18 protein-coding genes and 1 pseudogene are annotated in these 19,659 nt (G+C 68.3%); 14 read left to right on the top strand and 5 right to left on the bottom strand.

Annotated elements, in window-relative coordinates; translation table 11 throughout:
* Nucleotides 1-3 precede the first annotated feature (3 nt).
* The 4 genes from ACZ6I3_RS22290 to ACZ6I3_RS22275 all read left to right on the top strand — a co-directional run bounded on the left by ACZ6I3_RS22290 (nt 4) and on the right by ACZ6I3_RS22275 (nt 7,264).
* Nucleotides 4-2,013, top strand: coding sequence for a type I restriction-modification system subunit M (locus tag ACZ6I3_RS22290; RefSeq protein WP_469416740.1), 2,010 nt, complete (start codon nt 4-6; stop codon nt 2,011-2,013).
* Complete coding sequence (locus ACZ6I3_RS22285) at nt 2,010-3,284, top strand: restriction endonuclease subunit S (RefSeq protein WP_469416738.1); 1,275 nt, start codon at nt 2,010-2,012, stop codon at nt 3,282-3,284. The genes ACZ6I3_RS22290 and ACZ6I3_RS22285 overlap by 4 nt, the downstream gene beginning before the upstream one ends.
* Before the next feature lie 2 nt (nt 3,285-3,286).
* Nucleotides 3,287-6,484, top strand: coding sequence for a type I restriction endonuclease subunit R (locus ACZ6I3_RS22280; protein ID WP_469416737.1), 3,198 nt, complete (start codon nt 3,287-3,289; stop codon nt 6,482-6,484).
* Between the two features lie 111 nt (nt 6,485-6,595).
* Entirely contained in the window at nt 6,596-7,264 is a 669-nt protein-coding gene (locus tag ACZ6I3_RS22275; RefSeq protein WP_469416735.1) for an EcsC family protein, read from the top strand.
* 30 nt (nt 7,265-7,294) lie between these two features.
* On the opposite strand, the gene ACZ6I3_RS22270 is transcribed toward ACZ6I3_RS22275, so the two are convergent.
* Nucleotides 7,295-7,558 (bottom strand): GntR family transcriptional regulator, encoded by a 264-nt coding sequence (locus ACZ6I3_RS22270; RefSeq protein ID WP_469416734.1) that lies wholly within the window; start codon nt 7,556-7,558, stop codon nt 7,295-7,297.
* Nucleotides 7,559-7,706: 148 nt separating this feature from the next.
* On the opposite strand from ACZ6I3_RS22270, the gene ACZ6I3_RS22265 reads away from it, so the two are divergent.
* The 8 genes and pseudogenes from ACZ6I3_RS22265 to ACZ6I3_RS22230 all read left to right on the top strand — a co-directional run bounded on the left by ACZ6I3_RS22265 (nt 7,707) and on the right by ACZ6I3_RS22230 (nt 12,826).
* Nucleotides 7,707-8,024: a hypothetical protein gene (locus ACZ6I3_RS22265; RefSeq protein ID WP_469416732.1), complete on the top strand. Its 318-nt coding sequence runs from the start codon at nt 7,707-7,709 to the stop codon at nt 8,022-8,024.
* Nucleotides 8,021-8,284, top strand: coding sequence for a hypothetical protein (locus ACZ6I3_RS22260; protein ID WP_468747190.1), 264 nt, complete (start codon nt 8,021-8,023; stop codon nt 8,282-8,284). Before ACZ6I3_RS22265 ends, ACZ6I3_RS22260 begins: the two co-directional genes overlap by 4 nt.
* A gap of 284 nt (nt 8,285-8,568) precedes the next feature.
* The gene (locus ACZ6I3_RS22255) at nt 8,569-8,919 is read left to right on the top strand and encodes a hypothetical protein (protein ID WP_306500862.1); all 351 of its coding nucleotides are present in this window, start codon (nt 8,569-8,571) and stop codon (nt 8,917-8,919) included.
* Nucleotides 8,916-9,167, top strand: a complete 252-nt coding sequence (locus tag ACZ6I3_RS22250; protein ID WP_469416730.1) for a hypothetical protein — start codon at nt 8,916-8,918, stop codon at nt 9,165-9,167. Before ACZ6I3_RS22255 ends, ACZ6I3_RS22250 begins: the two co-directional genes overlap by 4 nt.
* A 303-nt stretch (nt 9,168-9,470) precedes the next feature.
* On the top strand, nt 9,471-11,057 hold the full coding sequence (locus tag ACZ6I3_RS22245; RefSeq protein ID WP_469416728.1) for a serine/threonine-protein kinase: 1,587 nt from the start codon (nt 9,471-9,473) through the stop codon (nt 11,055-11,057).
* Between the two features lie 152 nt (nt 11,058-11,209).
* Nucleotides 11,210-11,674, top strand: a pseudogene (locus tag ACZ6I3_RS22240) (Uma2 family endonuclease); the annotation flags it as partial.
* Nucleotides 11,675-12,116: 442 nt separating this feature from the next.
* Nucleotides 12,117-12,383, top strand: a complete 267-nt coding sequence (locus ACZ6I3_RS22235) for a hypothetical protein (protein WP_469416726.1) — start codon at nt 12,117-12,119, stop codon at nt 12,381-12,383.
* A complete protein-coding gene (locus ACZ6I3_RS22230) occupies nt 12,380-12,826 on the top strand; it encodes a hypothetical protein (protein WP_469416724.1) in 447 nt (148 codons plus the stop codon). The genes ACZ6I3_RS22235 and ACZ6I3_RS22230 overlap by 4 nt, the downstream gene beginning before the upstream one ends.
* Before the next feature lie 332 nt (nt 12,827-13,158).
* Here the strand turns inward: ACZ6I3_RS22230 and ACZ6I3_RS22225 are convergent, their stop codons facing one another.
* The 4 genes from ACZ6I3_RS22225 to ACZ6I3_RS22210 all read right to left on the bottom strand — a co-directional run bounded on the left by ACZ6I3_RS22225 (nt 13,159) and on the right by ACZ6I3_RS22210 (nt 16,659).
* Nucleotides 13,159-13,335 (bottom strand): hypothetical protein, encoded by a 177-nt coding sequence (locus ACZ6I3_RS22225; protein WP_469416722.1) that lies wholly within the window; start codon nt 13,333-13,335, stop codon nt 13,159-13,161.
* A 396-nt stretch (nt 13,336-13,731) separates the two neighbouring features.
* Nucleotides 13,732-14,178 (bottom strand): SRPBCC family protein, encoded by a 447-nt coding sequence (locus ACZ6I3_RS22220; protein WP_469416720.1) that lies wholly within the window; start codon nt 14,176-14,178, stop codon nt 13,732-13,734.
* A 48-nt stretch (nt 14,179-14,226) separates the two neighbouring features.
* Nucleotides 14,227-14,610 carry a glycine cleavage system protein GcvH gene (gcvH, locus tag ACZ6I3_RS22215; RefSeq protein ID WP_469416718.1) on the bottom strand — a complete coding sequence of 128 codons (384 nt, stop codon included), beginning with the start codon at nt 14,608-14,610 and terminating at the stop codon, nt 14,227-14,229.
* Between the two features lie 135 nt (nt 14,611-14,745).
* Entirely contained in the window at nt 14,746-16,659 is a 1,914-nt protein-coding gene (locus tag ACZ6I3_RS22210; RefSeq protein WP_469416716.1) for a CocE/NonD family hydrolase, read from the bottom strand.
* Nucleotides 16,660-16,949: 290 nt separating this feature from the next.
* Between ACZ6I3_RS22210 and ACZ6I3_RS22205 the strand changes: the two genes are divergently transcribed.
* Nucleotides 16,950-18,524, top strand: a complete 1,575-nt coding sequence (locus ACZ6I3_RS22205) for an AbgT family transporter (protein WP_469416714.1) — start codon at nt 16,950-16,952, stop codon at nt 18,522-18,524.
* Nucleotides 18,525-18,560: 36 nt separating this feature from the next.
* Nucleotides 18,561-19,652 (top strand): ArsR/SmtB family transcription factor, encoded by a 1,092-nt coding sequence (locus ACZ6I3_RS22200; protein WP_469416712.1) that lies wholly within the window; start codon nt 18,561-18,563, stop codon nt 19,650-19,652.
* Nucleotides 19,653-19,659: the final 7 nt, after the last annotated feature.

The raw sequence follows: 19,659 nt of genomic DNA, 5'->3' as shown, positions 1-19,659 counted from the left end.
CTCTTGAACAGCAGCAAGCACACGGAGTTGGCGAACCACGCCTGGTCCGTCGCCGTTCTCCTGCGCGGTGACTACCGACAGTCCGACTACGGCAAGGTCATCCTGCCGTTCACGGTGCTGCGCCGCCTGGAGTGCGTCCTGGAGCCGACGCGCGAGAAGGTCGTCGAGACCGTCGCCAGGTTCGCGGGCCAGGACATCGACACCGGCCACTTCCTGCGCAGGGCCTCGGGCCACTCCTTCTACAACAAGAGCGACCTCACGCTGCGGAAGATCGCGGCCGACCCGCAGAACGCGGCGAAGAACCTGCAGATCTACGTCGGCGCCTTCTCCGACAACGCCCGCGAGGTTCTCGACAAGTACGAGTTCAACCAGCAGGTCAGGAAGCTCGAAGGCGCGAACCTGCTCTACCAGGTCATCGGCAGGTTCACCGACCTCGACCTGCACCCCGATGTCGTGCCCAACCACAACATGGGTTACATCTTCGAGGAGTTGATCCGCCGCTTCGCCGAGCAGTCGAACGAGACCGCGGGTGAGCACTTCACCCCGCGCGAGGTCATCAAGCTGATGGTCAACCTGCTGGTCGCACCAGACGCGGACGCCCTCAGCCTGCCCGGTGTCGTCCGCACGGTCATGGACCCGGCCTGCGGCACCGGCGGCATGCTCAGCGCCGCAGACGACCACGTCAAGGCCCTCAACCCGGGCGCGACGGTCGAGGTGTACGGGCAGGAGCTCAACCCCGAGTCGTGGGCGATCTGCCGGTCCGACCTCATGATCAAGGGCCAGGACCCGGAGAACATCCGCTTCGGCAACTCCTTCTCCGACGACGGCCACGCCCGCCGCAAGTTCGACTACATCCTCGCCAACCCGCCGTTCGGCGTGGAGTGGAAGAAGGTCAAGGAGGAGGTCGAGTACGAGCACAAGTCGCTCGGCGACGCCGGCCGCTTCGGCGCGGGCCTCCCGCGCATCAACGACGGCTCACTGCTCTTCCTCCAGCACATGATCTCGAAGATGAAGCCGGTGGACGTCACCGGCGGGGGCGGCTCCCGCATCGCCATCGTCTTCAACGGCTCCCCGCTGTTCAGCGGCGCGGCGGGGTCTGGTGAGTCGGAGATCCGACGTTGGATCCTGGAGAACGACTGGCTGGAGGCGATCGTCGCCCTCCCGGACCAGCTCTTCTACAACACCGGTATCTCCACGTACTTCTGGATCCTGACCAACCGTAAGGACAAGGACCACAAGGGCAAGGTCGTCCTGCTCGACGCGCGCGACCAGTGGGTGAAGATGCGCAAGTCGCTGGGCGACAAGCGTAAGGAGTTGGGCGACGGGACGAACGGTCGCCCCGACCACATCGGGGAAATCACGCGGCTGTACGCGGAGGCCCTTCAGGTCGCGGGTGACGCGGAGCACCCGCTGCACGGCAAGGTCAAGGTCTTCTGGAACGAGGACTTCGGCTACCAGCGCATCACCGTCGAACGCCCGCTGAAGCTGCGCTTCGAGGTGACGGAGGAGACGTTGGCGTCTCTGACGGAGTCCAAGCCGGCGGCGAGGCTGGAGCGGAGCGAGGAGTTCGTCGCGGCGGTACGTACGCTGCTCGGCTCGTCCTGGACGACGAAGTCCGACGCTTTCATCGCGCTCAAGGACGCGGTGGTCGAGGCCGGCCTGACCTGGCCGTCGGGAGCGCCGTTCGCGAAGGCGGTACGGGAGACGATCGGCGTCCGGGACCCCGAGGGCGAGGTGCAGAAGATCAAGGGCGCCCCGGAGCCGGACACGGACCTGCGCGACTACGAGAACGTTCCGCTCGGCGAGGACGTCGAGGAGTACCTCAAGCGGGAGGTGCTGCCGCACGTCCCCGACGCGTGGATCGACCACACGAAGACGAAGATCGGCTACGAGATCCCGTTCACGCGGCACTTCTACGTGTACAAGCCGCCGAGGCCGCTGGTGAAGATCGACGCGGAGTTGAAGTCGCTGGAGGCGGAGATTCAGGCGCTGCTTGCGGAGGTTACAGAATGAGCGACGGACTGGGATCGATGCCAACTCACTGGGAGACTACGCGGATGGATCGCGTGGCCACGGTGAATGCCCGCATTGGCTGGAAAGCGCTCACCGCCGCCGAATACCAGCCGAATGGGTACGCGTTCCTTTCGACTCCGAACATCAAAGGAAAAGAGATCGACTTCGACAATGTTAACTACATCTCCGAGTTCCGCTATCGGGAGTCGCCCGAACTGCAACTCAGAGAAGGCGACGTTCTACTCACGAAAGACGGTTTCACCCTCGGAACGGTGAATGTTGTCCGCGAGCTCCCTAGGCCAGCTACAGTCAACGGTTCAATCGCCGTCCTACGCAGCCACGGGATCGATCCTCGTTTCTTGTGCTACGTAATCGCCAGCAGTGCAATCCAGGGGCACATGTGGGCGGCTAAGAACGGCATGGATGTTCTTCACCTGTTCCAGCGAGACATCAAAAAAATCCCGCTGCCACTGCCTCCGGATCATGAGCAGCGCCGCATCGCCGACTTCCTCGACTCCGAGACTGCCCGCATCGACCGCATGTCTGCCATCAGGAAACAGCAGATCGACCTATTGGAGTCATCAGAGGCCAGCATCATCGGTGATTCCCTGGAATCGACCGTGGGCACCCCAACGCGAGTGAAGCACCTTGCAACGAGGATCACGAGTGGCCCCCGAGGTTGGGGCGGTTTGGTAACGGACCAAGGATCCCTATTTCTTCGCATCACCAATATCCCGAGACGCGGAATCACACTTGATCTCAGCGACTCTCTGCACGTAACCGCACCATCAGGGCCAGAACGAGAAAGGTCACGAACCCGATCCGGCGATGTCCTAGTCAGTATTACCGCAGATATTGGATCGGTGGCAATTATCGACGACCGCGCCACGGATGCCAATATTAGTCAGCATGTTGCAATGGTCCGCCCAGATCAGGGTTCTTGTAACCCGACATGGCTGGCATACGCCATCAAATCTGCCCGGTCAAACCAGTTTCTCCGCATGAACAGTTACGGAGGAACAAAGGTGGGACTCGGGCTTGGCGAAGTAGCAAATTTGGCGATTGAGATTCCGGATCTGAAGACTCAGGAGCAATCTGCATCTCGAATCACCCAGATCCTATCTCAACGCGAGAATCTACGCCGCCGAATGATCGTCCAACAAACCCTGCTCGCCGAACGCCGCCAAGCCCTCATCACCGCTGCCGTAACCGGCCAGTTCGACGTAACCACCGCCAGCGGGCGCAACGTAACGGACGGAGTCATCGCGTAGCCATGAGCCCCATCTACACGGAGTCCGCCTTCGGTGATGCCATCGTCGCCGCCATGGTCGAGCGCGGCTGGTGCGAGGCAAGCCCGCAGGACTATCAGGCCGATCTAGGCCTGGACACCAACGAGTTGTTCACCTTCATCGGGGCAACCCAGCCCGACGAGTGGAGCGAACTGCTCACCGTCTACGGCGGCGACCCGAACGAGGCCCAGCGCGGGTTCGCCGGCCGCCTCGATCAGGCCATCGCCACCAACGGGCTGCTCGAGGTCCTCCGCAACGGCGTCAAGGACCGAGGAGTCCTGCTCCGCGTCGCGTACTTCAAGCCGAACCTCGTCGCCCACGACTCCGTGCTCGACGGATACCGGGCCAACCGCCTCACCGTCGTCCGCGAGCTGGAGTACGCGACGAAGCAGGCCGACTGGGGCAACCGGCTCGACCTCGCCCTCTTCCTCAACGGAATCCCCGTCGCCACGGCCGAGTTGAAGAACCCGCTGACCAAGCAAGGCGTGGAGCAGGCCAAGGAGCAGTACCGCACGGAACGCGACCCCACCGAGCTGATCTTCACGCGTCGGGTCGTCGCTAACTTCGCCGTTGACCCGGATCTCGTCTTCGTCGCCACCCAGCTCAAGGGCAAGAACACCCGCTTCCTGCCCTTCAACACCGGCTCCAATGGACCGGGTCAGCCGGGCGGCGCAGGCAACCCGGCCCCGACCGCCTACGGCACCTACGCGACCTCCTACCTCTGGGAGCAGGTCTGGCAGCCGGACAACTGGCTGAACCTGCTCCAGCGGTTCGTGCACCTGCACAAGAGCAAAACGCCCGGCGGCGGCAGCACCAAGACGATGATCTTCCCCAGGTTCCACCAGTGGGACGTGGTCAAGAAGCTCACCGCGCACGCCGCCACCCACGGCGCAGGCCACGACTACCTCGTCATGGCCTCGGCCGGCTCGGGCAAGTCGAACACCATCGGCTGGCTCGCGCACCGCCTCAGCGACCTGCACACCCCCACCGACCCGCGCGAACTCGACGCCGAGGCCATCGCCAAGGGCCTCAAGCCCGGCGTGCCGGTCTTCGACAAGGTCATCGTCATCACCGACCGCCGCAACCTGGACGCGCAACTCCGGGAAACTGTCGGCAACTTCGAGCAGACCGCTGGCCTCGTCGTGAAGATCGACGAGAAGCACGGGGCGAAGGGCGAGCAGCTCGCCAAGGCGCTGTCCCGTGACACCGGGAAGATCGTCACGGTCACCCTGCACTCGTTCCCGGCGCTGATCTCATACATCGAGCGCAACCCCACCGAGATCCGGGGCAGTCACTTCGCGATCATCGTGGACGAGGCCCACTCCTCGCAGTCCGGCGACGCCGCCAAGGACGTACGGGCCGCTCTGCGTGACCTCGGCCTGGACTCCGACTCGGACGACGCGGGCGCGATCACGGTCAAGGCCAAGGGCGCCACCCTCGACGAGCAGCTCAAGAAGCGGGCCGAGCAGCGTTCCCGCGCCGCGAACCTCTCCTACTTCGCGTTCACCGCCACGCCGAAGGCCAAGACGCTCGAACTCTTCGGCACGCTCCAGGACATCGAGGGCAAGGCGACCTACCGGCCCTTCCACACGTACTCGATGCGGCAGGCGATCGAGGAGGGCTTCATCCTCGACCCGCTGCGCAACTACGTCACGTACAACACGTACTGGAAGCTGGTGAACCAGAACCCCGACGAGCGGGAGGTCGACCCGTTGAAGGCGAACTCCCTGCTCGCCCGGTACGCGCTGACCCATGACTCGACGGTCGCCCAGCACGCACAGGTGATCGTGGAGCACTTCGTGGCGCACAGCCGGGGCCGTCTCGGCGGGCGGGCCAAGTCGATGGTGGTGACCGCCTCGCGGCAGTCCGCCGTGCAGATGGCGCGCGCGATCAAGAGCTACGTCAAGGACCGGGACTACGACACCAAGTACCCCGACCTGGGTGTCCTCGTCGCCTTCTCCGGATCGCTCACCATCGACGGCGAGGAGACCACCGAGCCGAAGGAGAACGGTGGGCTGTCGGAGAGCGCCTTGCCGAAGGCGTTCGCGTACACGCGCGCCGACGACAAGGCGGTCCGAGCCGGCGGTCCGGGCCAGCGCGAGTACAAGATCCTGGTCGTGGCGGAGAAGTACCAGACCGGCTTCGACCAGCCGCTCCTCACGACGATGTACGTCAACAAGACGCTGACCGGCATCTCCGCCGTCCAGACGCTGTCCCGGCTGAACCGCACCGCCGAGCGCAAGACCCAGGCCGACCTGGCGGTCCTGGACTTCGTCAACGACGCCGAGGACATACAGGACTCCTTCCGCCCGTACTTCGAGGAGGCGAACACCCTCCCCTCCGACCCCAACCTGCTCTACACCGCGCAGAGCCGGGTCATGCAGGCGGCGATCCTTTCCGGGCAGGAGATGGACGAGTTCGCCGCCGCGTACTTTGCCGCCAAGGAGAAGGCGGCAGGCTCCCAGTCCAAGTGGGAGAAGCTGCACGCCGAGCTGTACCGGCTGCTCTCCCCCGCCGTCGCCCGCTTCACCGCGCTGCAGGACAGCGACGACGAGGACGACCAGGAGACGGCGGAGGGCTTCCGCGCCGACCTCAACGACTACGTCAGGAAGTACGGCTTCCTCGCGCAGATCGTCCCCTACCGGGACGCCGAGCTGGAACGGCTTCACCTCTACGGCCGCTATCTCCTCAACCGGCTGCCGCGTCGCGCGGACGGCGGAGTGGACATAGGCGAGGTCGACCTCAGCCACATGCGGGTGGAGAAGACCGGCGAGTACGACGTCTCCCTCACCCCCGAGGGGCCGGCGACGATGCCGGGCTTCGGCGACGGCTCGGGCGGCGCGAAGGAGGCGGAGAAGTCGCTGCTCTCCGAGTTGATCGAGAAGTTCAACGAACGGTTCGGCACCGAGTTCACCGAGCAGGACGTCATCCGACCGTTCGAGGAGGCCAAGGCCGACCCGAAGGTGCGGGCGGCGGCAGTCGTCAACGACGAGGAGAACTTCGGCCTCGTCTTCGACAACGTCTTCGCGGACAAGATGGCCGACCACATCGACACCATCGCGGGCATGGGCCGCCAGTACTTCGGCCCCGACAAGGGATTCAAGTCCAGCCTGGACCGCAGTGCCCGCAAGGCGGCCTGGAGGATGATCCGCCGCGAGGAGGGGCTGGACGACGACATCTGACGTGTACGCCCCGGCCCAGGGGGCGGCCGGGGCGTCCTTCGAGAACGTCACCAGCACTGCCGGAAGTACGGGTTGCCCTCGCCATGAGGTGCAACAAATGGGGAGGGGTAAATGAACAACGCGGTGGACGAGCCCGAGGGATCTCGGCTCCAGAAGGCCGTCGAGACGATGGTCATGACACCGGCAGCGGCCGCCAAGGTCGTGGACGGTTACCGTGCGACCTTCGAGGACAAGAACGAGCGGAAGCCCGAGAGCCTGGAGGACAAGCGGCGGATCGCGGCCAAGATCATAGGCCGGTACTCCAAGATGTCGGCAGCCGCTGGAGCCGTCACCGCCGCCCCTAGCGTGGTTCCGGGGGTCGGGACCGCGGTCGCGATCCTGGGCGGTGGCGCCACCGACGTCGCCTTGGCGCTCAAGCTCCAGGTCGACATGTGCATGTGCCTGGTCGAGGTGTTCGAGACCGAGCTGAGCACCGAGGACAAGAAGCACCTCGCCTTCACCATCGCCCTGGCGGGTTCGGCGGAACAGATGGCGGCGAAGGGCGGCAAGGCGGCGGTGCAGAAGATCGCCCAGAAGCTGGTCTACCAGTACCTCACAGGGCCCGCCCTGGTCACGATCAAGCAGTTGTTCAAGCGGGTGTCCATCACCTTCACCCAGAAGGCGATGGCCAAGGCGATTCCGGCCGGCGTGGGTGTCGCGTTCAGCAGCTCGACCAACTACGTCCTGACGAGGGTGGTGGGCAGGGTTGCCGTCGCCGTCCTGGCCAAAGATGTGAAGTAGCGGCGCCGCATCAGGCCCGACCGGGCTTGGCTATGCGGAGGGGGCGGGGGATTCGGGAGAGGGCGGCAGGGGGTCGGCGACGAAAGTCCCCAGCCCGACCTCTCCCCGCGTCCACCCCTGCTCCCGGACATACCGCATCGCCTTCGCCGCTGTCGCGTTCACTACGCCGAACTCCTGGGCGATTTCCAGAGTGGAGGGCACACGGCTTCCCGGCGGATACGTGCCGTTCTCGATGCGCCGGATGATCTCCGCTGCGATCTGCCGCCACAGGGGGCGCGTGCGGTCAAGCTCCATGACATCAGCGTGGGTGACCACGGCATTCCGTGCATCCGTGGTTATCTGCGGTTATCCACGCTACTGTAGGTTCACAACGCAGAGCGGCCCCGACGGGAAGCGGCTACTTCCCTACCGGGGCCTCAGCCGACTGATTGGGAGTCGACCTATGCGCAGCCTACTGGCCGCGATCCTGACCCTCTTCCTGCCCGCCCGCGGTACCCACCGCTCCCCCGCATCCCCACCACCACTGCCCCTCATCCCCTGTCCGCCCGCTCCGGCGCCCCCGCCCGTGATCACGTGTCCCCACCCGGCGGACGTCATCACCGTCGACGGCATGCCCCTGGTCCGGCCCTACGTCGTCGAATGGGAACGCGAGCGGGACGAACGTGACCGGCGTCGCCTTCAGCGCGAGCGGCGCCGGGCGGCGGTCCTGGCGACGCTGGGGCAGGACTACGTTCCGGTTCCGTGGGAGGTCGCCGCATGAGCACGAGTACGCCGCGTCTGCGCAGTCTCGGCCTCGACCCGGACACCGGCAAGGAGGCCCTGGCAGTCACACACCCCGGCGGCCGTCTTGAGGAGTTGGCCGACGCGCACGCGCTGAAGGCCGCCGCTGTCCTGGTGACGGTCGTCGGCGCAGTGCTGGAGGTGGGGAAGGCGTCGGACGCCGAGCTCGCCGCCTTCGTCACGCCGTTGCACGCAGCGCTCGAAGAATGCGTCGGCATCATGGCGGCCGACAGGGAGTGACGGCGTAGCGGCAGTTCGGCCGCAGGGCCGGCGGTGCCTTCTGCTCTCCCCCGCCGTCGCCCGCTCCACCGCGCTGCTCGAAAGCGAGGACGAAAACGACCAGGAGACGGCGGAGGGCTTCCGCGCCGACCTCAACGACTACGTCAGGAAGTACGGCTTCCTCGCGCAGATCGTCCCCTACGGCAAGCTGGCGGATGATCCGCCGCGAGGAGGGGCTGGACGACGACATCTGATGCGTGTGCCCCGGCTGGATATGCTGGCCGGGGCATCCCTTGGAGGACATCGTGAGCACACAGCCCGACCACGGCACAGAGCTGATTCCGCGCCCCGCGCGGACCCCTGAGGCCCTCCGGGCTGCCCTTGCCGCCATCGCGCCGGAGCGGTTGCCCGAAATGGACGCCGATCAGCGCAAGGCCGTCGCCGCCGCCATCGAGCAGAGCAGCATCAAGCCCCTCCAGCTCTTCATGATCGCGTGGGCCGCCAACATCGAAATCGAGCGGTTTCCCGAGGCGGCGCGTGAGCTGCGCCGCGCCGAGTACATGGCCAACGCCGCCGAGACTCTTGAAGAAAGCCGCCGCTACGTAAGGATCTCCGGCGACATCATCCGCGCCGCCTACAAGGCGGTGTCCGAGTGACCTGGAGATGGGAGTACGACCCTAGCGAGGAGTACGTGGCCGGCGGAGCTCCGCCGGCCTTCATCGCCGAGGTCGAGAAGAAAGCCGACGAGCTGATCCGCGCCGCTGAAGCTCTCTACCTCGACGGCACGAGGTACGAAGGCATGGGGCCGAAGAGCGAAACCGTGGATGTCCCCGGAGGCATGTTCGTCTTCCTGATCGTCCCCCGGTTTGAGTGCGGCTACGTCCTCCAAGTCACCTGGATCTGACCCCAGCAGGTGGCCCCCAGCTCTTCGGAGCGGAGGCGTTTTTCTGTCTCGGCTGACCGTGCAAGACGTGAGGGCCCAGCCGCCCGCGCGACTGGGCCCAACGGCGGTGGTGAAGGTACGGCTCAGGCGGTCCGGTCGGCGGGATGCCGGCCCGGCCGCCGCGCCCTCCTGCCCGTCGTCCAGCGCCGCAACCGTGGCCCTGTAGCGCCGCGAGCCCTGGACGGCGCCCTGGACGGAAGATCGGCACAGCGGCCACACTTGAACCGCTGACCGTGACTGTTCATCACGCACATCGGGGGCAAGGTGCCGCAGGAGGCGATCTCCGACCGTTACGAACTCCTGGAGGAGCTCAGCCACGGCGGCATGGGCGACGTGTGGCGCGGCTACGACGCCGTGCTCGACCGGCCCGTCGCCGTGAAGCTCATCCGGCAGGCGTCGGTCACCTCCCCGCAGCTGGCCGAGGAGTTCGCCAGGCGCTTCCGTCGCGAGGCCCGCATCACCGCGCGTATCCAGCACCCCGGTGTGCCGCAGGTGTACGACGCGGTGCTCGACGCGTCGTACGAGCGGCTGTTCCTGGTGATGGAGCTCGTCGACGGCGTACCGCTGTCCGCCTACCTCGACCCCCGTCGGCCCCTGCCGGTCAGCTGGGCCGCCGCCGTCGCCGCGCAGGTCGCGACCGTACTGTCGTACGCGCACGACGTGCCGGTGATCCACCGGGACCTCAAGCCGGGCAACATCCTCGTCGCCCGCGACGGCACCGTGAAGGTCCTCGACTTCGGTATCGCGGCGATGCTGCGGACCGACGTCACCAAGCTGACCGCCACCGGCAGCCCCATCGGCACCCACCAGTACATGTCGCCCGAGCAGGTACGCGGCGGACGCATCACCCCGCAGACCGATCTGTACGCGCTCGGCTGTGTGCTGCACGAACTCCTCAGCGGGCGGCTCGTGTTCGAGGCGGAGAGCGAATACCTGCTGATGTACCAGCACGTCAACGCCGCCCCCACCCCGCTGCGACAGCTGCGGCCCGACGTCCCCGAGGCGCTGGAGGAGCTGGTCCTGCACCTGCTGCGCAAGGCGCCCGAGGCGCGGCCCGCCGACACGCAGGAGGTGTACGCGCGGCTGCTGCCGTTCCTCCCGCCGCCGGGCCAGGAGCCCGGCACGGCGGACGCCGGGCCGACCGGCGCGCCCGACCCGACGGACGTGTTCCGTCGCCCCTTCGCGCCCCGCGCCCGCGCCCAAGCCCCGGCGCCCGGCGGTCCGGCGCCGACGGCCGTCCTCCCGGGGGCCCAGCCAGTGCCCGTCCCCGCCCGGCTGCGCGAGGACATCAAGGAGGCTTACGCCCACTCCGACGCCCTGCTGGAGGAGGAGCGGTTCGCGCAGGCCGCTGAGGTGCTCGGCGAGGTCATCGCACCGGCCGCCCTCGCACTCGGTTCCGAGAGCAAGCAGGTCCTGGCGCTGCGCCGCCAGCGGGCGGCGATCCGCCTCCTCGGCGGCGACTACCGGGCCGCCCTGCCCGAGTTCGAGGCCCTCGCCGACGCCTACGCCCGTATCGCCGGGCCCACCGGCGAGCAGGCCCGCGCCTGCCGCGCCCAGGCCGCCCGCTGCCGCGCCGAACTCGGCCAGGTCACCGACGCGCTGGCCGCGCTCCAGGGCGTACTGAACGTCGTGCGGGCCGTCGACAGCGACGTGAGCGAGGAAGCCGTGGAGCTGCGGCACAACATCGGGATGCTGCTGCTCGCCCAGGGGCGGGCCGCCGAAGCCCGGCAGGTCCTCGAACCGCTCCACCAGGACATGTGCATGGTGTTCGGCCCGGAGGACGAGATGACCGTCGAGATTGCCGAGGCGCTCGCCGTGATCCGCCTCGACCTCGATGGTTCGGCTTCCTGACCCGCTCCCTCCAGAAGCAGCGTCGCCAAATGGTTCAGCGCTCCCCGGTGTGGCCGTCGGGCCAGTGGTGACGCCGGCCGTGTTCCGATCCTCTAGCGACGAGTCCACCGGCCGGTTTCCCAGTTGTCGTGGGCGTACTGGTCGGATGTCGCGAGATCGTGGACGGGATGGTCGTCGTGAGTCCGAGTGCGTAGCAGCGGCACAACCGGCTGGCCCAGATTCTGGCGAACACCCTGGATGCCGCCGCCGGCCCGGAGTGGAATGCCGACACTGGCTTCGACGTCCGGCTTCAGGATGTCCCGCTCACCAATCGCCGTCCGGACGTCGCCGTGTACCGCGCGGACACGATCGACATCACCCCCAACCCGCCCTGAGCACGTGCTGCTGGTCCCGGAGGTGGTGTCGCCGGGCTCGGAGACCACCGACCGGATCGTGAAGGTCGACCAGTATGCCAAGGCAGGCATCGGCTTCTCTTCTACTGGCGGATCGAGCAGGCCGCGACAGGCGTTCCTCTCGTGTACACCTACGTTCTCGACCCAGCGACGATGACCTACCGGGACGGAGACGCGTTCACCGGCGTCCTCGAGGTAGCGGCCCCCTTCCCGATGGAGATCGACTCGGCCAGGTCTGACCCACGCGCTGCTCAGCAACCGGCAGCGCGTGAGCGATGCGTGAGCGGACGGCCCAGTACAGGGCGGCACGCGCCGGATCAAGTGGCTCGCCCCGCGCTCCTGACCAGGGAAAACAGCACCGCGTGGCAGCGCCGGACACCACCCGGCAAGGATTCGATCCCACTCCTAAAGCGGGTGTCGCAGATTCGAATCCTGCCGGGGCACTACCTGCGCAGCAGGTCAGAGAGTTCCGGGCCCCTCGTTCCATTCGAACGGGGGGCCTTTCTCATGCCTGGAGTCCACAAGGGGTCCACATCCCCAACCCCACACGCGTCCGAGAAACGCCTCTCGCGAGGTGCGCGGCGGCGTCCGCGGGGAGGACTGCAGGGGCGGGTGCGGACCCCTGGGAGACCAGGCCGCACCGCACCAAGCGTGGCATACTTGAAGTATGGCAACTCGGAAGATCACTATCACCGTTCCGGAAGAACTGGTGGAATCGATCAAGGAACGCGTCGACGCACGCGGAGTGTCCGGCTACATCGCGGCCGCCGCCGCTCATCAGGACGCCATGGACAATTTGCGCGAGTTGGCCGACCGTCTCGAAGAAGAGCACGGCGCTGTGACGGACGAAGAGCAGCAAGCAGCGCTGGATCGTATCGCCGCCATCGACGGTTGGCATGACGAGCGGCGACCGAGTTCGGACGAGGCCGCGTGAGCCGCACCGCTCAGGCGAAGCTGCACCGGCCGCGACAGCGCGTCTTCGTGTTTGACTGTGAGGCTCTCTCCAAGGCGGTTCAGGGCGATCGGGAGATGTCCGCGCTGATCAAGACGGCTCCACGGCTCGACATCCCCATCGTCACCTCGGCGCTCACGACCTTGGAGGCATGGGACCCTCGCGAAACGTCGAGGCAGGCACTGTGGAACTGGACGCTGTCCCGGATCCGCGTCGTGCACACGGACGATCAGGTGATTGCCACGGCGCGCGGGATGCTGAAGGCAGCCGGTCTGCATGGGCACAAGTACGCCATCGACGCCATTCTGGCGGCCGTGGCAGGGCGGGAAGCCGCACAGGGAGCTCAGGCAACCGTCTTCACCTCCGACACCGATGACATGAAGCAACTCCTCGCCGGGCACTCCGTGCGAGTCGAGAAGGTGTGACGAGCCGCCGCTCTCCGGCCACTCGCCGGCTCGCCCGGGCGAAGACCACTGCTGGCGGACGGCGCCCGCAGCCGACGCTCCGTTCAGCCGGCCCCGTGGCGGCCAAGCCCCCCAGTTGAAGCACGGCAGGGTGAAGCACAGCAGGGTGACTCGCCGTGGTCAGGTCGTGGCCGTCACGGTCAGCCCTCCCAGCGCTGTCACCTGCGCTGCCCCGTCCGCAGACACGGCGATGTCCATTCGTGGCTCTCGGTGTAGCACCTGAAGGAAGCGGTCCACGTGATCGGGTCACTCCTGCGGCACGCTGTGCGCACTCTGGTCGAGGGCGGCTGCTGCTACCAAGCCGCCGCCTTGATCACTCGTACGGCGATGTCCTGGACCGACAGGCCGTCGGTCGGGATACGGACGGTTCCGGCCGGAGCCTTCTCGTCCAGCTGCCGGGCGGCCCGCAGACTCCGCTCGATGTGCGGGTTGAGCTGCGAGCCGATCTCGCGTCGGGCGAGCCGCTTCAAGGGGGATCCGTTTCGCATCGAGGCGGATTGGCGCGTGCGCGAGCGCCGTCTGCTGGACGGGACAGCGGTGGCGGTACGCCGAGGAATCACTGCTCTGTGACGGGCGACGTCACCCCTCCGACCCCAGAACGCGGTCGAGCGTCCGCCGCGGCGTTGAGGCCAGATCGGAGACGGGGCGACCGTCGCCGGCCGCCTGCCGATCGCAGAAGATCACGGATGCACTGTGAACCTGGTGGAAGACCTGGTCGGCGCGACGCCCGCTCCGGTGCCGCAGTTGCGGGCGCTGGCCGAACGCTGTGGCCTCCAGGCATGACGAAGCCGGTTCCTGCTCCTCGCCGGCCCTGACGGCTAAGAGCCGCACCCTCCGAAGCAGGGGAACGAGAATCCTCAGGTGCCTCAGACACTCGCCGCATGCTCGCGCACCGCGATCCGGGCCAGCTTCGTCAGCATCATGCCGTTGCGGACCGCGACGACGTAGTCCACGGGGAGGCCGTGCATGCGCGTGCCGGGGCCGCGGAGGGGGTGCCAGTCGAGGGTGAAGAGGGTGTGCTCGCCCCAGGGGGTCAGCTTCATGGCGATGCGGGCCGCGCCGAAGGGGCCTGCCTTCGCTTCCAGTTGCAAGCGGTGGCGCGGTTCGGCGATACGGACGACGCAGGTGTCGTCAAGGGTGAGAGGGCCGGCGCCGACGCGGACGGTGAGCCGGGCGCCGACGTCCGGCCAGTGCGGGTCCACGGCGAGGACTTGCTGGGTTCCTGTCACCCACTCGCCGTAGCGGTGGCCATCGGACAGCAGGCGCCAGACTTCCGACGGCGAGCTCAGGATCAGACGGCGGTTCCGGGCCATAGACGCCCTCCACTCGATCCACGGGCCTCAAGCTCAGGAGCGTGCCGGTCACTCGCCGATCGCGGACTTGTAGCCGGCGGCGTTCAGGAGGCTTTCGAACTCGCGTGCGTTCGACGGCTTGAGCTTGAAGATCCAGGCATCGTAGGGGTCGTCGTTGAGCAGTTCCGGGCTGTCCGCCAGCTCTTCGTTGACGGCGATCACCTCACCGCCGACCGGCGAGTAGATGTCCGTCGCCGCCTTCACGGACTCCAGGACACCGGCAGGTTCACCGGCCTCGAAGACCTTGCCGATCTGCGTCAGCTCCACGAACACGAGATCGCCGAGGGCCTTCTGAGCGTGATCGCTGATGCCGACCGTGACCGCGCCGTCCGATTCCCGTCGTGCCCACTCGTGCGACTCGGCGTAACGCAGCTCAGCCGGAATGTTCGACATGCTCGCTCCCCTGAAGAGACCTGAAGACACCTGAAGACACCTGAAGACATGGACGATCGACGCGTCCATCATTCCCAGCGCCCGAGCGGTCTGAGCAGCGGTTCCCTCGCGTGGGCTACAGAAGGCCGGGGCACATCACCCGAGCGCGTCCGCTCCTCCCTCCAGCCACACCCGCAGGCGGGAAGGGCGCTCCGCGTCCATGTGCACCGTGTTGGTCGCCGTCGCGGTGCGGCGGGCTGTCGCCTCCGGTTCGCCGGTGTTGGTGTTGACGTCGAAGCGGGGGAAGTTGCTGGAGGAGATGTCGAGACGGATGCGGTGGCCAGTGGCGAAGAGGTTGGCCGTGTCGGGGGCCGTGACCTCGATCTCGTAGACCTCGCCCGGCGTGAGCGGCTCCGGGTGCTCCCAGGAGCGGTGGAAGCGGCAGCGGACGATGCCGTCGGTGAGGTTCATGGCGAAGCCGTGCGGATAGTCGGCGTTGGGCGGGTGGACGTCGATCAGTTTGATGGTGAAGTCCGTGTCGGGGGCTGTGGTCGAGATGTGGAGCCTTGCCGATACCGGGCCTGCCAGCACCACGTCCCGTTCCAGTGGCGGGGTGCTCAGGCTGATCACGTCCGGGCGGGCGTCCAGGGGGAGGTACGGCTCGCGAGCGCCGTACACCCGGGCATCGGGGGCGTTCTGGTCGTAGGCGCCGCCTGTCATCACCGGCTCGCCCGAGGTGACCTGGCCTCCCATGGTGGGGACCGGGTGGCGTGGGTCGAAGTCGTATGTCACCGATGCCGCGGGCGTGGTGGGCGGGGTGGGGGTGAGGCTGCCGGTGGGGGTGAGGTACAGGGCGACGGGGGACGTCGACGTCGGTGGCCAGTGGGTGTCGGTGCGCCAGGTGCCGCCGTGCCGCATGCGGCCCGCCGGGTCGCGTCCGCCGTCGCCGCCGCCCATGAGGAAGTACTGGACGGCCGGCAGGTCGGCGGGCTCCCGTTCCGGGGCGGCCTCGCGGCCCAGTGCCCGGTCGAACCAGCGGCGGCGGAAGTCGAGGTAGGAGGGAGCGAGGTTGCCGTCCAGTGTGGCGCGGGGGCCGAAGTCCACGTCCCCGGCGTACGTGTCGCAGCGGCGGCCATGCGTCCACGGGCCCATGACCAGGTAGGACGGGGCCGACTTCAGCTCGCGCAGGGCGGAGAAGTTCTCGATGGTGGAGCGGACGTAGGGGTCGTACCAGCTCCCCATGTGCAGGCTGGGGGCATCCGGGAAGCGGTCGTAGTAGCCCCGGCCGTAGATCGCGGGGTTGCGGTAGTAGTCGCCGAAGGTGTCCTGGCGCCACTGCTCCAGCAGGTAGTCCTCGTACGGTGAGAGGTGGCGCAGCGGCGTGCAGCCCGGGCGCCACGGCATCGCGCCGAACCAGCCTCCGACGTCCACCCGCAGCAGTGCCTCGGACAGCACCGGGTCCGCGGCGGCCTCCGGGCTCTGGAGTGCGTGCCGCAGTGCCCAGGTCACCTGTTTCAGCTCGAAGGCGCCGCCCATCCGCATCCCCGCGTCGTACGCCGAGGAGAAGCCGCCCGAGTCCTGGAACATGGCGGCCAGGCCCGGGGGGCCTTCGGCGGCCGCCGCTGCCTGGACGTGCGCGGAGTAGGAGACGCCGGTCATCACGACCCTGCCGTCACACCACGGCTGGTCCCTGAGCCAGGCGATCGTGTCCGCTCCGTCCGGGCCCTCGCCCAGGTACTTCACGAACGTTCCCTCGGAGTCGCCGCGGCCCCGGCAGTCCTGCCGTACGACGTGGTAGCCGGCTGCGGTGAAGTGCCGGGCGATGTCCTCGGGGCGCGGGAGCGGTGTGTCGGCGCGGTCCTGGTCCGAGCCGCGCTGTGCGCGCCGGCCGTACGGGGTGCGTTCCAGGAGCACGGGGAGCGCGGTCGCCTCCGGCTCGGGTGAGGCCGAGTACAGGTCGGCGGCGAGACGGACGCCGTCCCGCATGGGGATGCGCAGGGGCCGGAGCCACGGGGCGCCGTCCTGGAGGGGTGCGGAGCGGCGGGCGGGCGTGGTGTCGTACGAGGTCACCTCCGTGACGCTAGGCAATGGCCCAGGTCATGGCGATCACTTGACGTCATCAGGTCAACTGTTGCGCCGGACGGTGACGGGGGCGGACGGCGGACCTACTGTGCAGCGCAACCCGGGAACGCCCCGCGTGCCGTCCCACGCCGTGCCGGGAGATCGTGCGCCGTTCCGGTTCCGGTTTCGGTTCCGGTTCCGCTTCCCGTCTCGCATCGCTCGCGGCGTGGTCACCCGGGTCCGCCCGCGACATGCCGCCCTTGGTCCATCGTCCCCAGAGCAGCCCCAGGAGCCCCGCCATGAGCACATCCGCCGACCGCACCCGGGAGGTGCCGGCCACCGGGCCCGACCAGGGCGGGCGTGGCTCCCGGCTCCTCGACCTGGTCGAGCGCGCCGGGAACGCGCTGCCGCATCCGTTCTGGCTGTTCTGGATCCTGTGCGGGGTCGTGGCCGTCGCCAGCTGGGCGCTGAACGTCTCCGGGCTGAGGGTCGAGGATCCCTCCTCGGGTGACCTGGTCGGTGTGCGCAGTGCCCTGTCGGCGGACGCCGTACGGGATCTGCTCACCGGCGCCGAGGAGTCCTTCGTGACCTTCGGGCCGCTCGGCATCGTGCTGATGGTGATGCTCGGCGTCGCGGTCGCCGAGCGGTCGGGGCTGTTCGAGGCGCTGGCCCGCCGCATGCTGTCGGGGCTGTCCCCGCGCACGGTCGTGCTGGGTGTGGCGCTGGGCGGTGTGCTGGGGAAGTTCCTGTCCGACTCCGCGTACGTGGTGCTCATCCCGCTCGGGGCGGTGGCCTTCCGCGCCGTGGGCCGGTCCCCGATGCTCGGCATGATCGTCGCGTTCGTGTCGATCAACGCCGCCGGTGACGCCAACCCGCTGATCGCCCCCGGCGACGCGCTGTTCGCCTCCGTGGCCACCGAGGCGGCGCGGCTCGTCGACCAGGACGTGGTGGTCCGTGCGACGGACAACATGTACTTCACCACGGTGTCGGCGTTCGTGCTGGCCGGAACCATCGCCCTGGTCGTGGACAAGATCCTCGCCAGGCGCGAGCACCGTCTGGTCCCCGAAGCGGACCTGGAGGCCGCCGCGGCACAGCAGGTGGTCGCCGCCGACGTGGACGACGCCACCGAGCGGCGGGCCCTGAGGCTGACCGGGCTGGCCGTGCTCGGCTACGCCACGCTGGTCGTGCTCGCGATGCTGCCCGCCTCGTCGCCGCTGCGTGGCGAGGGCGGCGCGATCGTGGAGTCCACCTTCATGAACGCCATCGCCGTCTTCCTGACCGTCTTCTTCCTGCTCATCGGCGCGGTGTACGGGCGGCTCACCGGGCGGATCAGGGGGAGCCGCGCGATACCGCAGTTCATGGCGGACGGGGTGCGTTCCATCGCGCCGCTGCTGGTGCTCTTCTTCGCCGTGTCGCAGTTCCTCGCCCTGTTCAAGTGGACCAACATCGCCACGGTCGTCGCGGTCGAGGGCGCGGACTTCCTCGACCAGCTGGGCGCGCCCACGCTGGTGCTGTTCACCCTGCTGATCGTCGCGGTCGCGCTGCTGAACCTCCTCATCACCTCCGGCTCCGCCCTGTGGACCCTGGTCGCCCCGGCGCTGGTGCCGATGCTGATGCTGCTCGGCACCAGCCCGGCCACCACCATGGCGCTCTACCGCATCGCCGACTCCTGCACGAACTCCATCACCCCGATGAGCACGTCGTTCATGCTCTGTGTCGGCTATCTGCAGACCCTGAACCGCAAGGCCGGCATCGGCACCCTGATCTCCTTCACCCTGCCCCTGGCCATGATCATGCTGGTGGTCTGGGTGCTGCTGTTCTTCGCCTGGTACCTGCTGGGCATCCCGCTCGGGCCGGGCGCGCCCGTACGGTGAGCCGGCGGCGCGGGCGACCGGCCGTACGCTGACGACGTGAGCATCGTCCTCGACCTGGGAGGGCTCGGGCCCTCGGACCTCGCGGTCGGGCCCTCCGCGCTGTCGGAACTGATGGCGAGCCTGCACGTCCTCGCCGAGCCCGAGCACCACCCGGAGGCCGCCGGCTGGACGGCGCGGGCCGCCGCGGCGGGAGACGAACTGCGCGACGAGCTGTCCGTGTTCGCTCCGCTGTGGGCCCGATTCCGCTGCCGCCTGTTCTTTCCCCTTGCGCTGCCGCTCGCGTACGGCCTCGACGAGGAGCTGACCGCGATCGCGGCGCTGCCGGCCGAGGACTTCCTGGAGCTGGCGGCGCCCGGCGTCCTCGGCACCACCGCGCTGCCCGTGCCGTCGGCCCGTGAGCTGCGCGCCGACACCGCCGCCGCGGAGGACTACGTACGCCGCTGCCTACGCCGTTCCTACGCCCGCGGTGAGCTGGCGCGGCAGCTGGTGGCGGCGCCGCTGGAGCTGCGGGACCGGCTGGTGGCGGTGCTGCGGGCCGCCGACGCGGCGTTCTTCGCCGAGGACTGGCGCACCCTGCGGCCGGCCCTGGAGGACCACGCGCGGGAGGTACGCCGCGCACTGGCCGCACGGTCGCCCGCGGAGGTGCTCACCGGACTGCTGCCGACGGCGGCCCGGGTCGGGCCGGGGGAACGGGTACGGCTGGACAAGCTGCAGATCGACGAGGTGAAGGTGGCACCGCGGCCCCTCGTGCTCGTGCCGTCCGCCCGGGTGTGGCCGCATCTGACGGTCAAACACGAGCACCCGTCGTGCGTGGTGCTGCAGTACGCGGCGCGCGGCGCCGTCCCGGGCGGACAGCTGACCCTGCGGGATCTGCACGACCGGCTGATGGCGCTCACCTCGCCGGCCCGGATGGAACTGTGCCGCCATCTGCTGGGCGAGCCCATCACCACCTCGGAGCTCGCCGCCCGGCTCGGCTCCAGCGAACCGCAGGTCTCCCGCGCCCTGCGGACCCTGCGCGACGCTGGCCTGGTGCGCTCCACCCGGGACGGCAAACTGGTGCGGCACCGGCTCGCCACGGATGTCATCCAGCGGCTGGGGCATGACGTCCTCGCGACCGTGGCGCGGTGAGCCGCCG

This window comes from Streptomyces sp. NPDC041940 (assembly GCF_055589465.1).
Note: the sequence above shows the minus strand (reverse complement) of the source record. Positions and strands in the feature narration are given on the sequence as shown.

Excerpts from the sequence above, each read along its gene's own strand:
- ACZ6I3_RS22285 (WP_469416738.1), top strand. The coding sequence starts at position 2,010 with ATGAGCGACGGACTGGGATCGATGCCAACTCACTGGGAGACTACGCGG.
- ACZ6I3_RS22280 (WP_469416737.1), top strand. The coding sequence starts at position 3,287 with ATGAGCCCCATCTACACGGAGTCCGCCTTCGGTGATGCCATCGTCGCC.
- ACZ6I3_RS22275 (WP_469416735.1), top strand. The coding sequence starts at position 6,596 with ATGAACAACGCGGTGGACGAGCCCGAGGGATCTCGGCTCCAGAAGGCC.
- ACZ6I3_RS22270 (WP_469416734.1), bottom strand. The coding sequence starts at position 7,558 with ATGGAGCTTGACCGCACGCGCCCCCTGTGGCGGCAGATCGCAGCGGAG.
- ACZ6I3_RS22265 (WP_469416732.1), top strand. The coding sequence starts at position 7,707 with ATGCGCAGCCTACTGGCCGCGATCCTGACCCTCTTCCTGCCCGCCCGC.
- ACZ6I3_RS22260 (WP_468747190.1), top strand. The coding sequence starts at position 8,021 with ATGAGCACGAGTACGCCGCGTCTGCGCAGTCTCGGCCTCGACCCGGAC.
- ACZ6I3_RS22235 (WP_469416726.1), top strand. The coding sequence starts at position 12,117 with ATGGCAACTCGGAAGATCACTATCACCGTTCCGGAAGAACTGGTGGAA.
- ACZ6I3_RS22220 (WP_469416720.1), bottom strand. The coding sequence starts at position 14,178 with ATGGCCCGGAACCGCCGTCTGATCCTGAGCTCGCCGTCGGAAGTCTGG.
- gcvH (WP_469416718.1), bottom strand. The coding sequence starts at position 14,610 with ATGTCGAACATTCCGGCTGAGCTGCGTTACGCCGAGTCGCACGAGTGG.
- ACZ6I3_RS22205 (WP_469416714.1), top strand. The coding sequence starts at position 16,950 with ATGAGCACATCCGCCGACCGCACCCGGGAGGTGCCGGCCACCGGGCCC.